General features: G+C 68.3%; 14 protein-coding genes. 5 read left to right on the forward strand and 9 right to left on the reverse strand.

The genetic code is table 11. The features are described from left to right. Positions 1–131 precede the first annotated feature (131 nt). Positions 132–1,217 (forward strand): TniQ family protein, encoded by a 1,086-nt coding sequence (locus tag IEZ21_RS13085; RefSeq protein WP_189322051.1) that lies wholly within the window; start codon positions 132–134, stop codon positions 1,215–1,217. 555 nt (positions 1,218–1,772) lie between these two features. On the opposite strand, the gene IEZ21_RS13090 is transcribed toward IEZ21_RS13085, so the two are convergent. From IEZ21_RS13090 to IEZ21_RS13105, 4 genes are read right to left on the reverse strand one after another with little or no spacing between them, the layout of a single operon-like run. Then, positions 1,773–3,413 carry a glycoside hydrolase family 13 protein gene (locus IEZ21_RS13090; RefSeq protein WP_189322052.1) on the reverse strand — a complete coding sequence of 547 codons (1,641 nt, stop codon included), beginning with the start codon at positions 3,411–3,413 and terminating at the stop codon, positions 1,773–1,775. 59 nt (positions 3,414–3,472) lie between these two features. Next, entirely contained in the window at positions 3,473–4,342 is an 870-nt protein-coding gene (locus IEZ21_RS13095; protein WP_281399426.1) for a carbohydrate ABC transporter permease, read from the reverse strand. Beyond that, positions 4,339–5,406 carry a carbohydrate ABC transporter permease gene (locus tag IEZ21_RS13100; RefSeq protein ID WP_246567664.1) on the reverse strand — a complete coding sequence of 356 codons (1,068 nt, stop codon included), beginning with the start codon at positions 5,404–5,406 and terminating at the stop codon, positions 4,339–4,341. The genes IEZ21_RS13095 and IEZ21_RS13100 overlap by 4 nt, the downstream gene beginning before the upstream one ends. A gap of 14 nt (positions 5,407–5,420) precedes the next feature. Beyond that, the gene (locus tag IEZ21_RS13105; protein ID WP_246567665.1) at positions 5,421–6,713 is read right to left on the reverse strand and encodes an ABC transporter substrate-binding protein; all 1,293 of its coding nucleotides are present in this window, start codon (positions 6,711–6,713) and stop codon (positions 5,421–5,423) included. Positions 6,714–7,080: 367 nt separating this feature from the next. Here IEZ21_RS13105 and IEZ21_RS13110 point away from each other — a divergent pair, with 367 nt between their 5' ends. Continuing rightward, a complete protein-coding gene (locus tag IEZ21_RS13110; protein ID WP_308429630.1) occupies positions 7,081–8,154 on the forward strand; it encodes a LacI family DNA-binding transcriptional regulator in 1,074 nt (357 codons plus the stop codon). Positions 8,155–8,276: 122 nt separating this feature from the next. Here the strand turns inward: IEZ21_RS13110 and IEZ21_RS13115 are convergent, their stop codons facing one another. Then, positions 8,277–9,968 (reverse strand): dolichyl-phosphate-mannose--protein mannosyltransferase, encoded by a 1,692-nt coding sequence (locus IEZ21_RS13115; protein ID WP_246567706.1) that lies wholly within the window; start codon positions 9,966–9,968, stop codon positions 8,277–8,279. A gap of 159 nt (positions 9,969–10,127) precedes the next feature. Here IEZ21_RS13115 and IEZ21_RS13120 point away from each other — a divergent pair, with 159 nt between their 5' ends. Next, complete coding sequence (locus IEZ21_RS13120; protein ID WP_189322055.1) at positions 10,128–10,385, forward strand: hypothetical protein; 258 nt, start codon at positions 10,128–10,130, stop codon at positions 10,383–10,385. Between the two features lie 232 nt (positions 10,386–10,617). Here the strand turns inward: IEZ21_RS13120 and IEZ21_RS13125 are convergent, their stop codons facing one another. Then, positions 10,618–11,124, reverse strand: coding sequence for a SigE family RNA polymerase sigma factor (locus IEZ21_RS13125; RefSeq protein ID WP_033328750.1), 507 nt, complete (start codon positions 11,122–11,124; stop codon positions 10,618–10,620). A 626-nt stretch (positions 11,125–11,750) separates the two neighbouring features. Between IEZ21_RS13125 and IEZ21_RS13130 the strand changes: the two genes are divergently transcribed. Together IEZ21_RS13130 and IEZ21_RS13135 are read left to right on the forward strand one after the other, a co-directional pair. After that, positions 11,751–12,521 carry a hypothetical protein gene (locus IEZ21_RS13130; protein WP_189322056.1) on the forward strand — a complete coding sequence of 257 codons (771 nt, stop codon included), beginning with the start codon at positions 11,751–11,753 and terminating at the stop codon, positions 12,519–12,521. Further along, positions 12,518–12,943 (forward strand): GntR family transcriptional regulator, encoded by a 426-nt coding sequence (locus IEZ21_RS13135; protein ID WP_189322057.1) that lies wholly within the window; start codon positions 12,518–12,520, stop codon positions 12,941–12,943. The genes IEZ21_RS13130 and IEZ21_RS13135 overlap by 4 nt, the downstream gene beginning before the upstream one ends. A 390-nt stretch (positions 12,944–13,333) precedes the next feature. On the opposite strand, the gene IEZ21_RS13140 is transcribed toward IEZ21_RS13135, so the two are convergent. The 3 genes from IEZ21_RS13140 to IEZ21_RS13150 form a co-directional block, all read right to left on the reverse strand. Then, positions 13,334–13,549, reverse strand: a complete 216-nt coding sequence (locus IEZ21_RS13140; protein ID WP_189322293.1) for a hypothetical protein — start codon at positions 13,547–13,549, stop codon at positions 13,334–13,336. Between the two features lie 36 nt (positions 13,550–13,585). Then, entirely contained in the window at positions 13,586–15,295 is a 1,710-nt protein-coding gene (locus tag IEZ21_RS13145; protein WP_246567667.1) for an FG-GAP-like repeat-containing protein, read from the reverse strand. Positions 15,296–15,486: 191 nt separating this feature from the next. Continuing rightward, positions 15,487–15,903, reverse strand: coding sequence for a hypothetical protein (locus tag IEZ21_RS13150; protein ID WP_189322058.1), 417 nt, complete (start codon positions 15,901–15,903; stop codon positions 15,487–15,489). Positions 15,904–16,177: the final 274 nt, after the last annotated feature.

A 16,177-nucleotide genomic window follows, 5' to 3' on the forward strand; every position in this document is an offset into this window, starting at 1 on the left:
CACAAGCGTCCCGATGGGTGACGCGCCAAGGACCGTGACCCAGTAAACGAAGGCATTTCACGGTCACCCACATCGGTGGTCCGCTCGCGAGCCACGGTTCAGCAGGGCGCACCTGTCACAGGATTCGCGTCGTGAGTACTGCGAAGAAGACGGCGCAGAAGCGACGGCAACCGCGCCGCACCCTGACTGAGCCAGTGATTCAGCCGATCCCCGGGGAGTCTCTGACCAGTTGGATCGGTGCGCTCGCCGAGCAACAGGGTTTCGAGATGAAGCCGCTCCTTCGGGAACTTCACCTCGACAGGCTCGGCGGGCTTTCTGGGGCCGAAATGCGGTTGTCCGATCCTGTGGTTCGGCGGATGGAGAAGCTGACCGGGATCGACGCCGAGCGCCTGCATGCGATGACCCTGGCGCGCTATGCGGGCAATGCGCTACCGCATCTGCCGCTGTTCTCGTCTGACGGCGTGGCGGTTCAGCAATGGCACAAGGGGGCGTGGTTCCACCGCTCGCAGGCACGTTGGTGCACAAAGTGTCTACGGGGCAACGACGGTCCGCGCTGGCTCCTGCCCTGGAAACTTCCCTGGTCGTTCGCGTGCGTTGACCACGCTGTTTTCATGGTGACCGAATGCCAGGCCTGCTGGGGCATCGTCGATTTTCGGCATGACGCCCCTCCTGAGCGAACCTGTGAGAACTGGACGGACGAGGGTGAATGGACTTACGGCCTTGGAGAACCTTGCGGCTTCTCGCTGAAAATGTGCCAGCCCGTGCCGGTGAGTGACGACTCCGTTCTGGCCTTGCAGGCGCGTGTCAACGCATGGCTCGATGGGACGCCCACGCATGAGGACCGACAGCTCGTGGCCCTGGCGGCCGTGCTGATCCCGCTCCTGTCGCCGTCGATGGTGCGGCGCGGTGATCCCCTGCTGCGATACGCGGTGCGCTCTCCCAGGGGCACTTCCCAACGGCAGAGGAAAGGCAGAAGGCCGTGGACCGACTCCCTTCGGGTGGCGGCCGCCGTCTATGCCGCAGACAGGTTTCTGAGCTACGGCTACTCCGCCAGCGAGGTCGCTGATTGGATCGTCGATCTTCGGCTCCTCGACCACCGGCGTACGCCATGGCGCATGGACGTGGCGGAGTGGGCGTACGGGCCTTCGCTCCGACCCAATCCCTTCGTTGAGCCGCTGGTACACCGCGGGTTGATCATTCTCGGCGGCTGGCTCTGACCGGGGAAGTAGTCGGCTCGTACGGTGGCCGCATGGGTCGGGTGATGCCGGTTCGAATGCGAGGGCCGTGTTCGACTCGTCAATGTGCTGCCCGCGGCACTGGCGTCGGATGCGGCGGGTACGCCCGCGTCAAGGGCCGAGGCCGGATCCACGCCCGAGGCGATAGGAAGCGGGGGAGGGCGCAGGCCGCGCACGCTGTGGCTCGCGAGCGGCCAGCGCATCCGAAGTGGTCGGCGCGCCACCAGGTCCGGCTCGGGCAGCGACCCAGTCGGCCGCGCTCCACTGCCGCAGTCCGTGATATTGCCTCACGAGAGAGATCAGCCAGTACGCCGAAATCCGTGAGTGGTCACGGATCGTCGCGTCGGTCAGGCATCTGTTCGGCCGTGTGATGAGCGGTCCAGCCCATGGCTGTGGTGAAGCCGAGCACTACGGCCGCAGCGAACAGAAACTGTGGCACCAGTTTCCGGTCGGTGGGCCAGGACCTGTCCGGTCAGCGGGGAGTGACACCGGACAGGCCCTGGCGGATTGGAGGGGGCGTTGCCCCTGTGCGGGCCGCTATGCCTCCAGCCAAGCCGCCTGATCGGGTTCCAGTAGTCCGTCCTCGATGGGACTGCTGGCCAGGAGGATCGTCGCGTGCTCGGGCAGTTGGTAGGCCTCGTTCGAGAGGTTGACGACGCAAGCGAAGCCTGGGTCGCGGTGGAAGGCGAGGACTCCGGCGGGGGCGTCGAGCCAGGTCATGGTGCCGTCGCCGAGGGCTGGGGTGTCGCGGCGCAGGCGGAGGGCAGTGCGGTACAGCTCCAGCATCGAGGTCTCGTCGCCGGTCTGTGCTTCCACGCTGCGCTCGCTCAAGTTCGCGGGCTGGGGCAGCCAGGGTTCGGCGTAGGCCTCCTCGGGGCTGAAGCCGAAGGGTGCGGTCTGTCCGGACCAGGGGAGGGGGACGCGGCAGCCGTCTCGGCCTCGGTCGGTGTGGCCGGAGCGTTCCCAGATGGGGTCCTGGAGGACGGACTCGGGCAGGTCCTCGACTTGGGGCAGGCCGAGTTCGTCGCCCTGGTAGATGTAGGCGCCGCCGGGGAGGGCGAGCATGAGGAGGGCCGCGGCGCGGGCACGGCGGATGCCGAGATCCAGGTCGACGGGACCCTGGGGCTGGTAGTGCTCGTTGGGCACCCACCGGGCAACGGTTTTGCGGGCGTAGCGGCTGGTGTGGCGCATGACGTCGTGGTTGGACAGAACCCAGGTGGCGGGTGCTCCTACGTCGCTGAGCATGGCGAGAGAGTCGTCGATGACCGCGCGGAGGTCCTTGGCGTCCCAGCTGGCCATGAGGAAGTCGAAGTTGAACGCGGTGTGCAGGCCGCCGGGGCGGACGTAGGCGGCGAGGCGTTCGGGGGTGTCGGACCAGGCTTCGGCGACGAAGGCCCGGTCGCCGTCGAACTCGTCGGCGACCTTGCGCCAGGCGCGGTAGATGTCGTGGACCTCGTCGCGGTCCCAGTGCGGGTGTGCGACGTACTCCCGGGCCTGCTCGCCCGTCGACTCGGGCCGCAGGTCGGGCAGTTCGGGGTCCTTGGCGAGCCCGTGGGCGACGTCGATACGGAAGCCGTCGACGCCCCGGTCGAACCAGAACCGCAGGATCGACTCGAACTCGGCGTGGACGTCGGGGTGTTGCCAGTTGAGGTCGGGCTGTTCGGGGGCGTACAGGTGCAGGTACCACTCGCCGTCGGGCAGCCGGGTCCAGGCGGGGCCGCCGAAGCAGGAGACCCAGTTGTTGGGCGGCTCGGCGCCGTCGGGTCCGCGGCCGGGCCGGAAGACGTAGCGGTCGCGTTCCGGGCTTCCGGGGCCGGCGGACAGTGCCGCCTGGAACCAGGCGTGCTGGTCGGAGGTGTGGTTCGGGACGATGTCGGGGATGACGCGGATCCCGCACTCGTGGGCTTCGGCGATGAGCTGCTCGGCCTCGGCGATCGTGCCGAACAGCGGGTCGATGGCGCGGAAGTCGGCCACGTCGTAGCCGCCGTCCGCCATCGGGGACTTGTACCAGGGAGTGATCCACAGGGCGTCCACGCCGAGCGACTTGAGGTACGGGAGCCGGGAGCGCAGGCCGGCGATGTCGCCGACGCCGTCGCCGTTCCCGTCGGCGAAGCTGCGGATGTAGACCTGGTAGATGACGGCACTGCGCCACCAGGGCGAGGGCGTGGTGGAGGGCATGGTGCTGAAAGGTCCTTTGAGGAGGGGGCTGTGGGGGAACCGGCCGCAAAGAGGGACAGCTACTTGGCCGCGCCCGCGGTGAGGCCGGCGACGATGCGGCGCTGGAAGAGGAGCACCATGATCACCAGGGGGATGGTGACCAGGACGCCCGCGGCCATCTGGCTGCCGAAGGGGACGTCGAACTGGGTGGCGCCGGCGAACTTGGAGATGGCGACCGGCGCGGTCTGGATGCTGGGCCGGTTGGTCATCGACAGGGCGATGAGGAACTCGTTCCAGGCGGCGATGAAGGTGATGATCGCGGTGGTGAAGATGCCCGGCGCGGCGAGCGGGACGATGATCTTGCGGAATGCCTGGCCGCGGGTGCAGCCGTCGATCATGGCGGCCTGTTCCAGTTCGTCGGGCATCTGCCGGAAGAACGTGGTCAGGTTCCACACCGCCAGCGGCAGAGCGAAGGACATGCTCGGCACGATCATCGCCTGGTAGGTGTTGATCCAGCCGATGTCGGTGAACAGCTTCAGCAGCGGGACCACGATCGACACCACCGGGAACATCGAGGTGGCGATGATCAGGGTGAGGATCAGCCGCTTGAAACGGAACTCCAGCCGGGCCATGGCGTAGGCGGTGAACGTGGCCAGCAGCAGCGCCAGGACGGTGGTGATGCCGGAGACGATCAGGCTGTTGAGCAGGGCGCGGCCGAAGCCCTGGGAGGGGTCGAACACCGCCCGGTAGTTGTCGAACGACACCGGGGAGGGCAGCAGTGTGGTGTCGAAGATGTCCGAGGTGCGGCGCAGGCTGGAGACCAGCATCCAGTAGAAGGGAGCCAGGCAGTAGGCCACCACCAGGGCAACTCCCGCGTACACCAGCCAGGTTCGCCATTTCGCCGGGGTGGTCATGGTCGTCTTGGTGGTCGTGTTCGCCGTGGTGGTCATGCCGACACCTCCGCCCTGCCGGGCGCCGGGGCGCGCCGGAGCCTGCCCTTGCGCTTGGCTTTGCGTGCGGTGCCGCCGTCTCCGACGACGTCCGCGCCCAGCAGTCGTACGAATCCCAGGGCGATGAGGAAGACGTAGAGGAAGAGGATCACCGCGTAGGCGGCGGCCGGCCCGAAGCGGACGTTGGACGCCTCGTTCTGCGCGAGCATGGACAGGGTTTCCACCGAGTTCTTCTGGGCGCCGACGAGGAGGTAGGGCAGGTCGAACATCCGCAGCGCGTCCAGGCAGCGGAAGAGGACCGCCACCAGCAGTGCGGGCTTCACCAGCGGCAGGGTGATGTGCCAGAACTGGCGCACGGGGCTCGCTCCGTCCATGCGGGCCGCCTCGTAGACCTCCTTGCCGATCACCTGCAGGCCGGCCAGGACGAGGAGTCCGATGAAGGGGGCGGTCTTCCATACCTCGGCGATGATGACGGCGATCTTGGCGTGGAAGCCTTCGGTGGTCCACAGGACCTGTTGGCCGATCAGGGCGTTGGCGATGCCGTCGCTGTTGAAGATCCACCGCCACAGCAGGCCCGAGATGGCCGTGGGCACGGCCCAGGGGATGAGGATGCTGGCCCGCACCAGGGCGCGGCCCTGGAACGCCTTGTGCATGATCAGCGCCATGGCGACACCGATCACCGTCTCCAGGCCCACCGTGACGACGGTGAAGAAGGTGGTGTTCCAGAAGGCGTTCCAGAACCGGTCGCCGGCCTCGCCGAAGATGTCGACGTAGTTCTGCAGTCCGACGAACGGCTCGGTGTCGCTGATGAAGCCGGTCTCCGGGTCCAGTCCCTTGGCCCCGTACAGCGATTCCCGCAGCGCCATGATCGTCGGGTAGAGCACGACGACGGTCAGCACCAGCAGGGTCGGGGACACCAGCAGGGCCGCCATCCGGCCGGAACCCGCCGTCGCCCGTTTCTGCCCGCCCCGGAAACGCACCGGCGCGGCGGGCCGTCCGGCACGGCGTGGTGCCGCACCGGACGGCCGTACCGCGGCCGCGTCGGGTGGGGTCTTGGCGTCCACCACGGCCCTCCTCCTCACTTCGTCGCGAGCTTCTGCAGCTCGGACTGCAGGTCCTTCAGCGCCTGCGCGCTGGACTTGTCACCGTTCAGGGCCGCGTACGCCTCCTGCTGGATCGCGGAGGTCGCGTCGCCGTACTGGACCACCTGGGGGCGGGGCACGGCGTTGAGAATCGACTCCTTCAGCGCGGCGAGGTACGGGTACTGCTTGACCATCGCCTGGTCGCCATAGAGGGAGTCGTACGGCGGTGCCATGGAAGCGTCCTTGAGGAACGTGCTCGCGCTGTCCTGGCTGGTGAAGAACTTCATGAAGTCCAGCGCCGTGGCCTTGTTCTTGGCGAAGGAGGACAGGGCCACGTTGTGGCCTCCCAGGGTGGAGGAGCCGGCCCCGTTCAGGCCGGGCAGCGGCGCGACCGCGAACTTGCCCGCGACCTCGCTCTTCTCGGCCTGGGCGTATACGTACGGCCAGTTGCGCAGGAAGACCAGCTTGCCGGACTGGAACGCCTGGCGGCCTTCCTCCTCCTGGTAGGTGATGGCCTCCTTGGGGATCGTGCCGTCCTTGAAGGAGTCGACGAGGAAGTCCAGGCCCTTCTTGGCCTCGGGGGTGTCGACGTTCGGCTTGCCGTTGGCGTCGGTGATGACACCGCCGGCGGAGTTCACGGCCTCGGAGAAGTTGACGGTGAGGCCCTCGTACTTCTGGAACTGGCCGGCGTAGCAGTCCATGTCCTCGGCCTCGGGCAGCTTTGCGACCTTGGCGCAGGCGGCCTGCATCTGCGCCCAGGTGGTCGGGGCGGCGCTGACGCCGGCCTTCTTCAGCAGGTCGGAGCGGTAGTACAGCACGCCGCCGTCGGAGTGATGCGGGACCGCGTACAGGTTGTCGCGGTACTTGGCCGTCTCCACCACCGGCTTGAGCATTTCGTCCAGCGGGAACTGCGCGGCGGGCAGCTGGTCGATCCACTGGTGGGCGGCGAACTCCGAGGTCCACACCGCGTCCAGCCAGAGCACCGTGTAGGCGTCGGACTTCGTCTCGGCGTTCTGGATCATCTGCTGGCGCTGCTGGTTCACGTCCGCCGGCAACTGGATGAACGTGACCTTCTCCTTGGGGTGTTCCTCGTTCCAGCTGTCGATCACCTTCTGGACGACGCCGGAGCTGTCCTTGGCGGCCGCGAACGTGATCGGGCCACGGCCCGAGAACGACGGGGACTTCTCCGAGGAGCTGCTGTCGTCGGAGGAGCCGCAGGCGGTGAGGACGAGCCCGGCGGCGACGAGCACGGCCGAGCACTGAAGGACTCTGGTGGTTCTGGCGTTCACTGTCTCTCCTGGGCGTGCGGAACCGAAGTCTCGGCGTCGTCGCCCGGTAGGGAGCAGCTGCCGAGATGCCTCTGGGATGGCTCTGTTACGAGACTGTGCTGTCATCGCGTTCTGTAGATCAAAAGCGCAGTTCAAAGCCACGAAGGATGACTTCACGGCGACGGCTTCGACTCCGCCGAGACAACGCTTGCACCGTAGGAGTGCACTTACTGGAAGTCAATGCGTAACGTCGCAGTAGCGCGGATGCTTTACGCAATCCACGCCCTCTCTGTGCTGGGTGTAACAGGCATCTCTTCCTCGAAAGCCGTTGAGACAGCGCTGTCACGAGGGGTCCCGCCGGAGGCTCAAACTGTGTTAACTTCCGCTCATGTCACCAGCTCAGCGGCACCCCACGTTGGCCGACGTCGCCGAACGGGCGGGGGTCTCCCCGTCCACCGTCTCGCGCACCCTGCGCGGGCTGACATCGGTCTCACCGCAGGTCCGTACCCGGGTCGAGGAAGCCGCCCGTGAGCTGAACTTCGCGATCTCGCGGCAGGCGTCGAGCCTGGTCACCGGCAGGACCGGCGTCATGGCGGTGCTCGTGCCCACGCTCGACTCGTGGTTCATGGGGGCGGCGCTGTCCAGCCTGGGCCCGCTGCTGCGCGGCGCGGGCATGGAGATGACCGTCTACGTGGTGCCGGATCTGGCCGAGCGGGCCGAGTTCTTCGAGCGGCTCCCTGCCCGGCGCAACGCGGACGCGCTGCTGGTGTTCTGCTTCGACCTCAACAAGGAGGAGACCGCCCGGCTGGACGATCTCGGCGTGCCGGTCATCTACATCAGCCAGCACGTCGAGGGCCGCCCCAGCGTCTACGTCGACGATGTCGCCGCCGCCTGTAGGGCCACTCGCCACCTGATCAACCTCGGACACCGCCGGATCGCCTTCGCGCACACCGTCAACGCCCGCGGCTTCAGCTTCAGTTCACGCGATCGCCTCCTGGGCTACCGGCAGGCGCTCACCGAGGCGGACATCCCCCTGGACGACGACCTGGTCGTCACCACGCCGCCCCGCGACAAGCGCGGCACCACCCAGGCGGTCGGCAATCTACTGAGCCTGCGCGAACCACCCACAGCGATCTTCGCCGAGCAGGACGAACTCGCCGCCTCCCTCATCCTGAGCCTGCGCACCGTCCAGATCGAGGTGCCCGAACGGATCTCCGTCCTCGGCTTCGACGACCAACTGATGGCCGAATGGCTCGACCTGTCCACCGTGGCCCAGTCCCCCTCCGACATGGGCCGCGCCGCCGCCGAACTGGCCCTGGAACTCATCAACGACTCCGACGCGGACCTCAGCCAGCACATCGTCCTACCCACACACCTGATCCCACGAGGAACCACGGCCCCGCCGCCCGCCCCTCAGGGCGAACGGGAGGGCAACAGTCCTGCTGAAGGCCGAAACGCCTGAGCTTCGCAGCCGGCCCGAGGAACTCAAGGCGGCTGCGATCCGGCGAGGCGTGGGCGCGGCCCTGTCGTACGATCCGGGTGAGCCACGGTGCGACACCGCTTCGGAGATCGTGAGGACGGAGCTCAGATCCAGGTGTCGAGCCACATGCGGGTGTGCCAGCTGGGATACGGAATCGTCAGGCCCGTGTAGATCGGGAAGAAGTAGATGAAGTTCCAGGCGATGAGCAGCAGCAGCGTGCCCGCAGCCGCCGCGCCCCGTGTGCGGCGTTTGTCATTCATGCCCGGCGGACCCAGGAGCGCGCCCAGCATCATCGCCACGGCCAGGCACAGGTACGGCACGAAGACGACGGCGTAGAAGGAGAAGATCGTTCGGTCCTGGTACAGGAACCAGGGAAGATAACCGGCACCCACAGCGCACAGGACGGCGCCCGCGCGCCAGTCGCGGCGCAGCGCCCAGCGATAGAGCAGATACACCAGTGCGCAGCATGCCGACCACCACAGCAACGGCGTGCCCAGGGCGAGGATCGCCTGCGAGCAGTCGGCCGTCGCCTGGCAGCCGTCCTTGCCGGGTTTCGGCGACTGGTAGTGGAACAGCACGGGGCGGCCGAGGACCAGCCAGCTCCAGGGGTTGGACTCGTATTTGTGCGGGGTGTGCAGTCCTACGTTGAACTGGTAGACGCTGTACTCGTAGTGCCACAGGCTGCGGAGCGGGGCTGGGATCCACGACCAGGTGCCGCCGCGGCCGTCCGCCCAGTGCCGCCCGTAACCGTCGTCGGACAGGAACCAACCGGTCCACGTCGCCAGATACGTCACCACAGCGACCGGAACGAGGGACAGCACCGACCAGCCGAGGTCCTTGCGCAGCACCGCACGGTACGGGTGGCGTGCCCCCGCGACACGGCGGGCGCCGACGTCCCACAGCAGGGCGAGGACCACGAAGAAGGCGAGGAAGTACAGGCCGTTCCATTTGGTGGAGGCCGCCAGTCCCAGGAAGAGGCCGACTGCGAGCCGCCACGGTCGCACTCCCGTCCCGGCGCGGTCGCCGGTGTCCTGGTCCGGGCGTACGTGACCGTCTTCAGCCACCGGTAAGGCTGCCGCGAGCCGGGCCCGCGTGCTGTCCCGGTCGAGGAGCAGGCAGCCGAACGCCGCCAGGACGAAGAACATGACGACGAGGTCGAGCAGAGCGGTGCGGCTCATCACGTAGTGCAGACCGTCCACCGCCATCAGCGCGCCGGCCAGGCAGCCCAGCAGGGTGGAACGGAACAGGCGGCGGCCTATGCGGCACAGCATCAGCACCGACAGCGTGCCCAGGACCGCCGTCATGAAGCGCCAGCCGAACGGGTTGAGGCCGAACATCCACTCGCCGAGGGCAATCACCCACTTGCCCGTCGGCGGGTGCGCGATGAAGGACCCGGTGTCGGAGAGCGGGATCACCTGGGGGTCGGCCAGGATCTGCGGGTCGGCGATCTTGCGGTCCGGCCAGGTGCCCTCGTAGCCGAGCCGCAGCAAGGCCCAGGCGTCCTTGGCGTAGTACGTCTCGTCGAAGACGAAGTCGTACGGGCGGCCCAGACGCCAAAAGCGCGGCAGCCCGGCAAGGAACGCCACCAGCAGCGGCCCGCCCCATCCTGACCAGCGCGCCAGCCGGCCCGCTGCTGCCGGGGACAGCCCGAGCGTGCGCCACAGCCGTGACCCGGGCTCGGGAAACGGCACCGCCAGGCGGTCGCGCACGGACGTACACGGCCGCTCGACGTACCCGAAGCGGCGCAGCCGCCGCTCCCAGGAGGTCGGCCGGCAATCCGCCGCCTTTTGCGGCACGTCGACAGACGCGGGCGCGTTCTCACGGAGCACGTGGTCAGCTTTCAGCTCGTCGAGCGCGGGACAAGCGGGGATCAGATGCCCGGCGATCGGCGGTCGTCACACCGGCTCAGACAGCCCCCCATCGGGACCGTGTACATCTGGCCGAGGCGCTACCGGGTGGTTGAGGTCCGTGTCGGCATCGGGGCCGTCTCGGGGGGTGAGGGGCGGTACGGCATCGGCGCCGGCCTGGTAGTTGATGTGCAGGTCGGCATCGGCACCTCCTTGGCAGTGGAGGCGGAGCGGGCCGTCGACGGCATCGGCGCTGGCCCGGTGGCTGACGTGCAGGTCGACGTCGGCACCTCCTTGGCAGTGGAAGCAGGACGGGCCGTCGACGGCATCGAGGCCGACTCGGCAGAGGTGACGGGGCGAGGCTGAGGGCCGGCAGGCCCGCCCTGAGCGAAGGAGCTCGGCAGGACCACCAGCCCGACGCCAAGTCCGGCAATGGTCAGCGCGGATCCGGTGGCCATCCAGGCCATTCGGGCCCGCCGTCGGGCGCGAACGCCGGCCTGCAGCCGGTATCGATGCCGCTCCTCATAGGGCGCGTCCTCTTGGCTGTCACGCATCATCCGTGCCAGCTCCTGCTCGAAGTGATCCATGGCTCCCTTCTTCACTCCACCGGCTCGACTGCCTCAGCCAGAAGCTGCCGTAACCGGGCGACGCCGCGTGCCGTGAGTGAACGGGCGGTACCCACCGGGCACCCCAGCACCTCGGCGACGTCCCGCTCGGGCAGGTCCTGGTAGTAGCGCAGCACCACCGCGGCCCGCTGCCGCGCCGACAGCAACGCCAGCACGGCCTCCAACCGGGTCCGTTCATCCACGGCGGCGGTCTCATCCCCCACCCCGGGCGGGTCGGGCAGCTGGTCCACGGGGTGCTCGCCCCACCAGCGACGCCGTGCCGAGCGAGCCGCGGCACGGGCCAGAACCCTGCGCACGTATGCCTCGGGCGCCTGCTCGGCCACCTTCGGCCAGGCAAACCACAGCTTGACCAGCGCCTCCTGCAGCAGATCCTCGGCCCGGTGCCGGTCTCCGCCGGTGAGCAGCCGCGCTAGGTGAAGCAACGCCGACCACCGAGCCGCCACGAACCGGTCGAACTCGTCGGCCCGCAACTGCCCCATCAGCGTTGCCCCTTACCCCCGCACGCCCCTACACCTTCAATAAAGGCACTGGCCCCTGCCCCGCTATGCACCCCTGACATGTGGTGTGGCTCACACACGCCCACCCTGACGGTGCCCACGACGCCACTTGCCCGCCTACCCTCCCCCTGCGCGGCCGTCGGAGCCTGACTGGCACCGGCTCAAACGCCGGTTTGCCCCGCCTCGCCACGCCTTGACTTCCCGCCTGTTTTGATCCAGAAGCGAGGCCGGTGCCGGCCAGACATCGCCGCGTACGAGAGGTTCCGCCTCGCCATGAGCTAGGGGGTGTCTCGCGGGAGGGCAATGGTGGCGACGGCGCCGCGGTGAGCCCGGCCGACCGGACACATCAATCTCATCACCGTCACGCCGCGTACGTTCCCGGGGCCCTGGGTCTCAACGAGCCATGACATCCCGAGGCTGCCTTCACTGGCCGGTTCAACCGGTATCGAGCCGCCGCCGACCAAACGATTGTATCGAGTAGTTGACACAAGATTCCGTCCACGACATCTTGTACTCGCCACTTGATACAAGCTCGGTTTGCGGCAAAGCAGCGTCCACTGCCGCTGGGCGCCATCCGCGCCGCCATCACCACTCACTGGGGTCCCCATATGCTCGACACGGCCCGACCCGAACCCCGCCCCCGCGCCGACCGCTACGCCCGCTGGGCCGGTCTGGCCGTGGGCGTCGTGACCGCACCGCTGTGGGCCACCATGGACATCAGCGCTTTCGGCAACGAGAACGGTTTCAACGTGCCCTGGGCGGGCGGCGTCATGGCTTTCGGTCTGTGTGCGGTGGGCGGCGTTCTGCTCGGCGACGCCCTCACCCCCCGCCCCCGGGAAGCGGTACGCATCGCCGGTCTCGCCCCACGCCGGGTCCGAGACCACGTGCCGCCCCGGATGACCCCCTTGCTTCTCCTCCAGGCGGTATTTCTCGTCGGGTTGGTGGGGATCGGGGCCGCGGCCTCATCCGGCACCGTAGACCGGGCGGTCCGGGCCGCCCTCGCTAAATGCGACGGTGTGACCGGACCACCCGTCGGCCTCTGGCCCGGCATGTTCTACGGCAGCCAGATCCTCGCCTCTTTCGCCATCGGCACCGTCGCCTGCGCTTGGGCCTTGCACCGTATCGCCCAGCGCCCCGGCGACGACCAGCAGCGCCGCGACCGCTCGTTGGCGATTACCGCAGCCTGGGGAGTGCTGGTCTCGACCCAACTGGTGGTCGTCCTCTTGCTGATCTCCAACTTTCTGACGCGCGGGAACTGCGGCGCCGGCATGCTGGGCACCGTCACCGCCTTGGTGATCTACCCCCTGGGCCTGCTGGCCCTGTTCACCCTGGCCTGGTCCCTGTTCACCGTGGTCATGCCCCGGGCGACCCGACGATGACCGGCCCCGTCGTCCGCGTCGACACCACCAGCCCGGTACCGCCGTACGAGCAGATCCGCGCCCAGCTCGCCCCCCTGATCCTCACCGGCCAACTCACCGAGGGCGAACGCCTGCCGACCGTGCGTCAACTCGCCGCCGATCTCGGCCTGGCACCGGGCACCGTGGCCCGCGCCTACCGCGAGCTGGAAGCCGCCGAGCTGATCCACACCCGCCGCGGCGCGGGCACCCGGGTCGCGGCTCTGCCGTCCGAACCCAAGCACCTGGACCCGGACCGACTCGCCACGCTGGCCCGGGACTTCACGACAGCCGCCCGAGCTCTGGGCGCCGACACCGAAGCCATCCTGGCCGCCGTCCACAGAGCTCTGGACGAGGGCGTGTCCAGCCCATCGGGTACGCCGCGTTCGGTTGATCAACAACTGTGAGAGTGAAGCGTATGAAGTCTCGTACCGCCCTTCCAGCCATAGCTGTCTGCGCCGTCTGCGTTGCACTCGCCCCGCTCACCGGATGCGGCGGTGGCGGAACGGGCCATTCAAGGTGGGCCTTCAGCCCGTGGTGCGCGGCGACTTCGACGGGGACGGGCACCACGACCTCGCGGGCCTCGCGAAGAATGGGTCGTCCCTGGCAGTACCGAGCCGGTCACGCACCGGCTGCCCGAGGGCGCAGGTCCCGCTACGACGTCGGCAAGACCGTCAAACGCCCCGAAACCCTTAAGGCCATCGGCAAGCCTGGAAGATCTTGGTAGATAATGAACAAGATCAGATCCTGTTTCTGATCCTCATCTCCACAGGCCAAGACCCGTTTCCGGGGGTTCGCTACGCGGGGTCGCCGTTCGCGGAACCGTCACGGTTACCGTTCGGCGAACGGCTGGGCTCCGCCCACCCTTCGGTGCATGTCCTGAGTCGCCTTCGTTGCCGTTCTTCCTCCGCGATGCGGTCGGCGAGTACGGCGTTGTCGATGTACGGGACGATCGCGGCGAGGACCAGGCGCTGAAGCTCGGTCGGGTCGAGCGCCTCGACCTCCCACTGCACCCGGCGAGCCAGAGGATCATGGGCGGCGGCCGCTGTTCATTGACCGATAGGGGATTGCGGCTCACGTTCGAAGCGAGCCCACCAGGGCGTTTTCACTGGACCAGTGTGGGGCGCTTTGCTGCGCCGGTACCTGACAATGAGCAGCAATGAGCCGGCGGCGGCCATGATTCCGGCGGAGACGGCCCAGCGGCTCATGTCTTGGCTTTCGGGCAGGGCGCAGGAGAAGCCGCCGTTCTCCCCTTCCTGGGCGGGGGCCGTGTCGACGGCCACGCAGTCGTCCTCGCTGGCCGTGAAGCTCCCGCCGAAGTACGTCCCCTTCACGTCGAGGTCGGTCCCGTCGTAGCCTTTTTCGGGCGCGCCCAGGGCGGCGGGGCCGAACGAGGTGACGTTCGTGGTCGAGAGGCCCTTCGCGGTGCCGTTCAGGATCCAGATGGCACCCGACTTCTGCACCGTGCCGTTCTCGCCGGGGGCACCTACGGCCAGGTCGGGGTGGCCGTCGTGGTTCAGGTCCCCTGTCCGCAGCGCCGCACCGAAGCTGTCGCCCTGCTCGCCCCTGCCCGGGACGCCGGGAGTGTCCTGGGTGATGACCTGGGCGCCGGTGCGGGTGAGGCCGTTCTTGCCGCCCAGGAGCAGGACGACCGCGCCCGTGTCGGAGACCTGGCCGGCGTCCTCGCCGGGGAGGCCGACCGCGAGGTCCGCGTAGCCGTCGCCGTTGACGTCGGCCGCCGCGAGGACATCGCCGAACCCGTCGCCCCCGCTCTGCTCGTCGGTGCCGGTCAGGTCCAGCGTTTTGAGAGTGATCCGTTGTGCGCGGGAGCCGGGGCCGTCGTCCGAGCCGCGGAAGACGCGGAGTTCGCCCGGCCGGTACGCGCTGTCCTCCGAGACCATGCCGACGTCGCGGACGACGAGATCGCTGTACCCGTCCCCGTCGAAGTCGGCGATCACCCCGTTCGAGTTGTACGAGTTGATGTCGTCGCTGGTGTGTTGTTCCAGGCCGTCTTCGTCGCCCTTGAAGAAGCGGCCGTGCTCCTGCATCTCCTCGAAACCCTGGCTGGTGACGAGGTCGTCCCGGCCGTCGCCGGTCAGGTCCCCCACGAGGATCCCGCGCGGGCCGATGTCGTCGCCCCAGCTGTCTGTGCCGAAAGAGTCCTTCCGGCGCGCCTTCCCGTCGCGGGAGAGCGGGCCGTACAGGACGGTCGGCCCGTCGCCGTCTCGCCGGTCGCCCCCGTAGTAGCTGTCGAGCAGCAGGTCGGCCTGGCCGTCCCCGTCGAAGTCGCCGCCGTGCAGACCCCAGCCGCCCGGCAGCGTCGTGCCGCCGGACAGGCCCGCGGACGATCCCCACAGCACGACCGTCCCGTGATGGTCGTCGGTGCTCACCGTCACCGCCAGGTCGGTGAAGCCGTCGCCGTCGAAGTCGCGCGCGACCGGGCTTTCTCCGAACCCGGTTCCGCGGGCCGCGAGCCGGCCGAGGGCCCCCTTGGTGGCCCGGCTGACCACCTGGGTGTGCTCGGTGTCGAGCCCGGACCGCGAGCCGTACACCACGGAGACGGCGCCCGCCAGTTGGACGCCGTCCACCGTGCTGAGCGTGCCGGGAGCCGCGAGGTCGGCGTAGCCGTCACCGTTGAAGTCGGGGACCTCCTGCTTCGCCTTGCCCGGCGGCGAGTCACAGGCCAGGGGAACGGCCACGAGCGCGGCCAGGGCCACAACGGCGAGTACTCGGCGTGAATTTCCGGGAAACATAGTCATATCCTCGTTGGTGGCCGCGCCACCGGGACGGCATCCGTAAGGTCTTCACCGGATGAGCAGGTCTCGAAGGGCCTTGGTGACATCGACGGGTGCTTTCTCGGCCGTGAAGTAGCCGCAGTTCGGGTCCATGACCATGCTCCGGGCTTGATGTCCGACGTGGGTCACGGATCAGGTTCAAAACGGGTGAGCCATCAGGCCGTTTTCGCTGGACCGGAAGGGGAGATTTTCCTGCGCCGGTACCTGACAACGAGCAGCACTGAGCCGACGATGGCCAGGATTCCGGCGGCGACAGCCCAGCCGCTGACGCCATCGTTCTCCGCTATCTGGACGGGGACCGTGTTGCCCCGCTCGGGGTCCTTGAGACGGGGGGCGTCCGGCGCGTACCCGGTGTTCATGGAAGAGACGGCCACGCGGCCGGAACGGCTGTCCTCGCTTGTGATACGCAACGTGAACTCGTAGAAGCAGTCTTGGCCGACTGAAGCCCACTCGGCGCAGAAGTAGCTGCGGCCGTGGTCGTTCGTCCCGCAGGGCTGGTCGATCCCCTGCTCGTCGGCTTCGGGGTTGTAAGGCCATCGAGTCACCTTGGTGCCCGGCGGGGCGATGAACACGGTCCGGATCACCGTCTCGGCGGGGCCGTTGTTGCGGTAGCCGATGTGGATGCGGTGGCTGCGACATCGCCGCGCAGCGATGCGCCGAGCGCCTCGATATCGGCTGTACTGCGTACCGTCACGTCCGTGTCTGCCGACCCGGAGGGAGTGGCTTTACGAGGGTCGTTGTCCGCTGCCGTGGCCTGTCGCACACCCGTGAGGGCGGCCACAAAGACCAGGACGGCGGCCAGCACACATCGGACAACGACGGCTGGCAGCTGACGCTCCCGTATGC

This window comes from Streptomyces flaveus, from assembly GCF_014647675.1.
Taxonomy (GTDB): Bacteria; Actinomycetota; Actinomycetes; order Streptomycetales; family Streptomycetaceae; genus Streptomyces; species Streptomyces flaveus.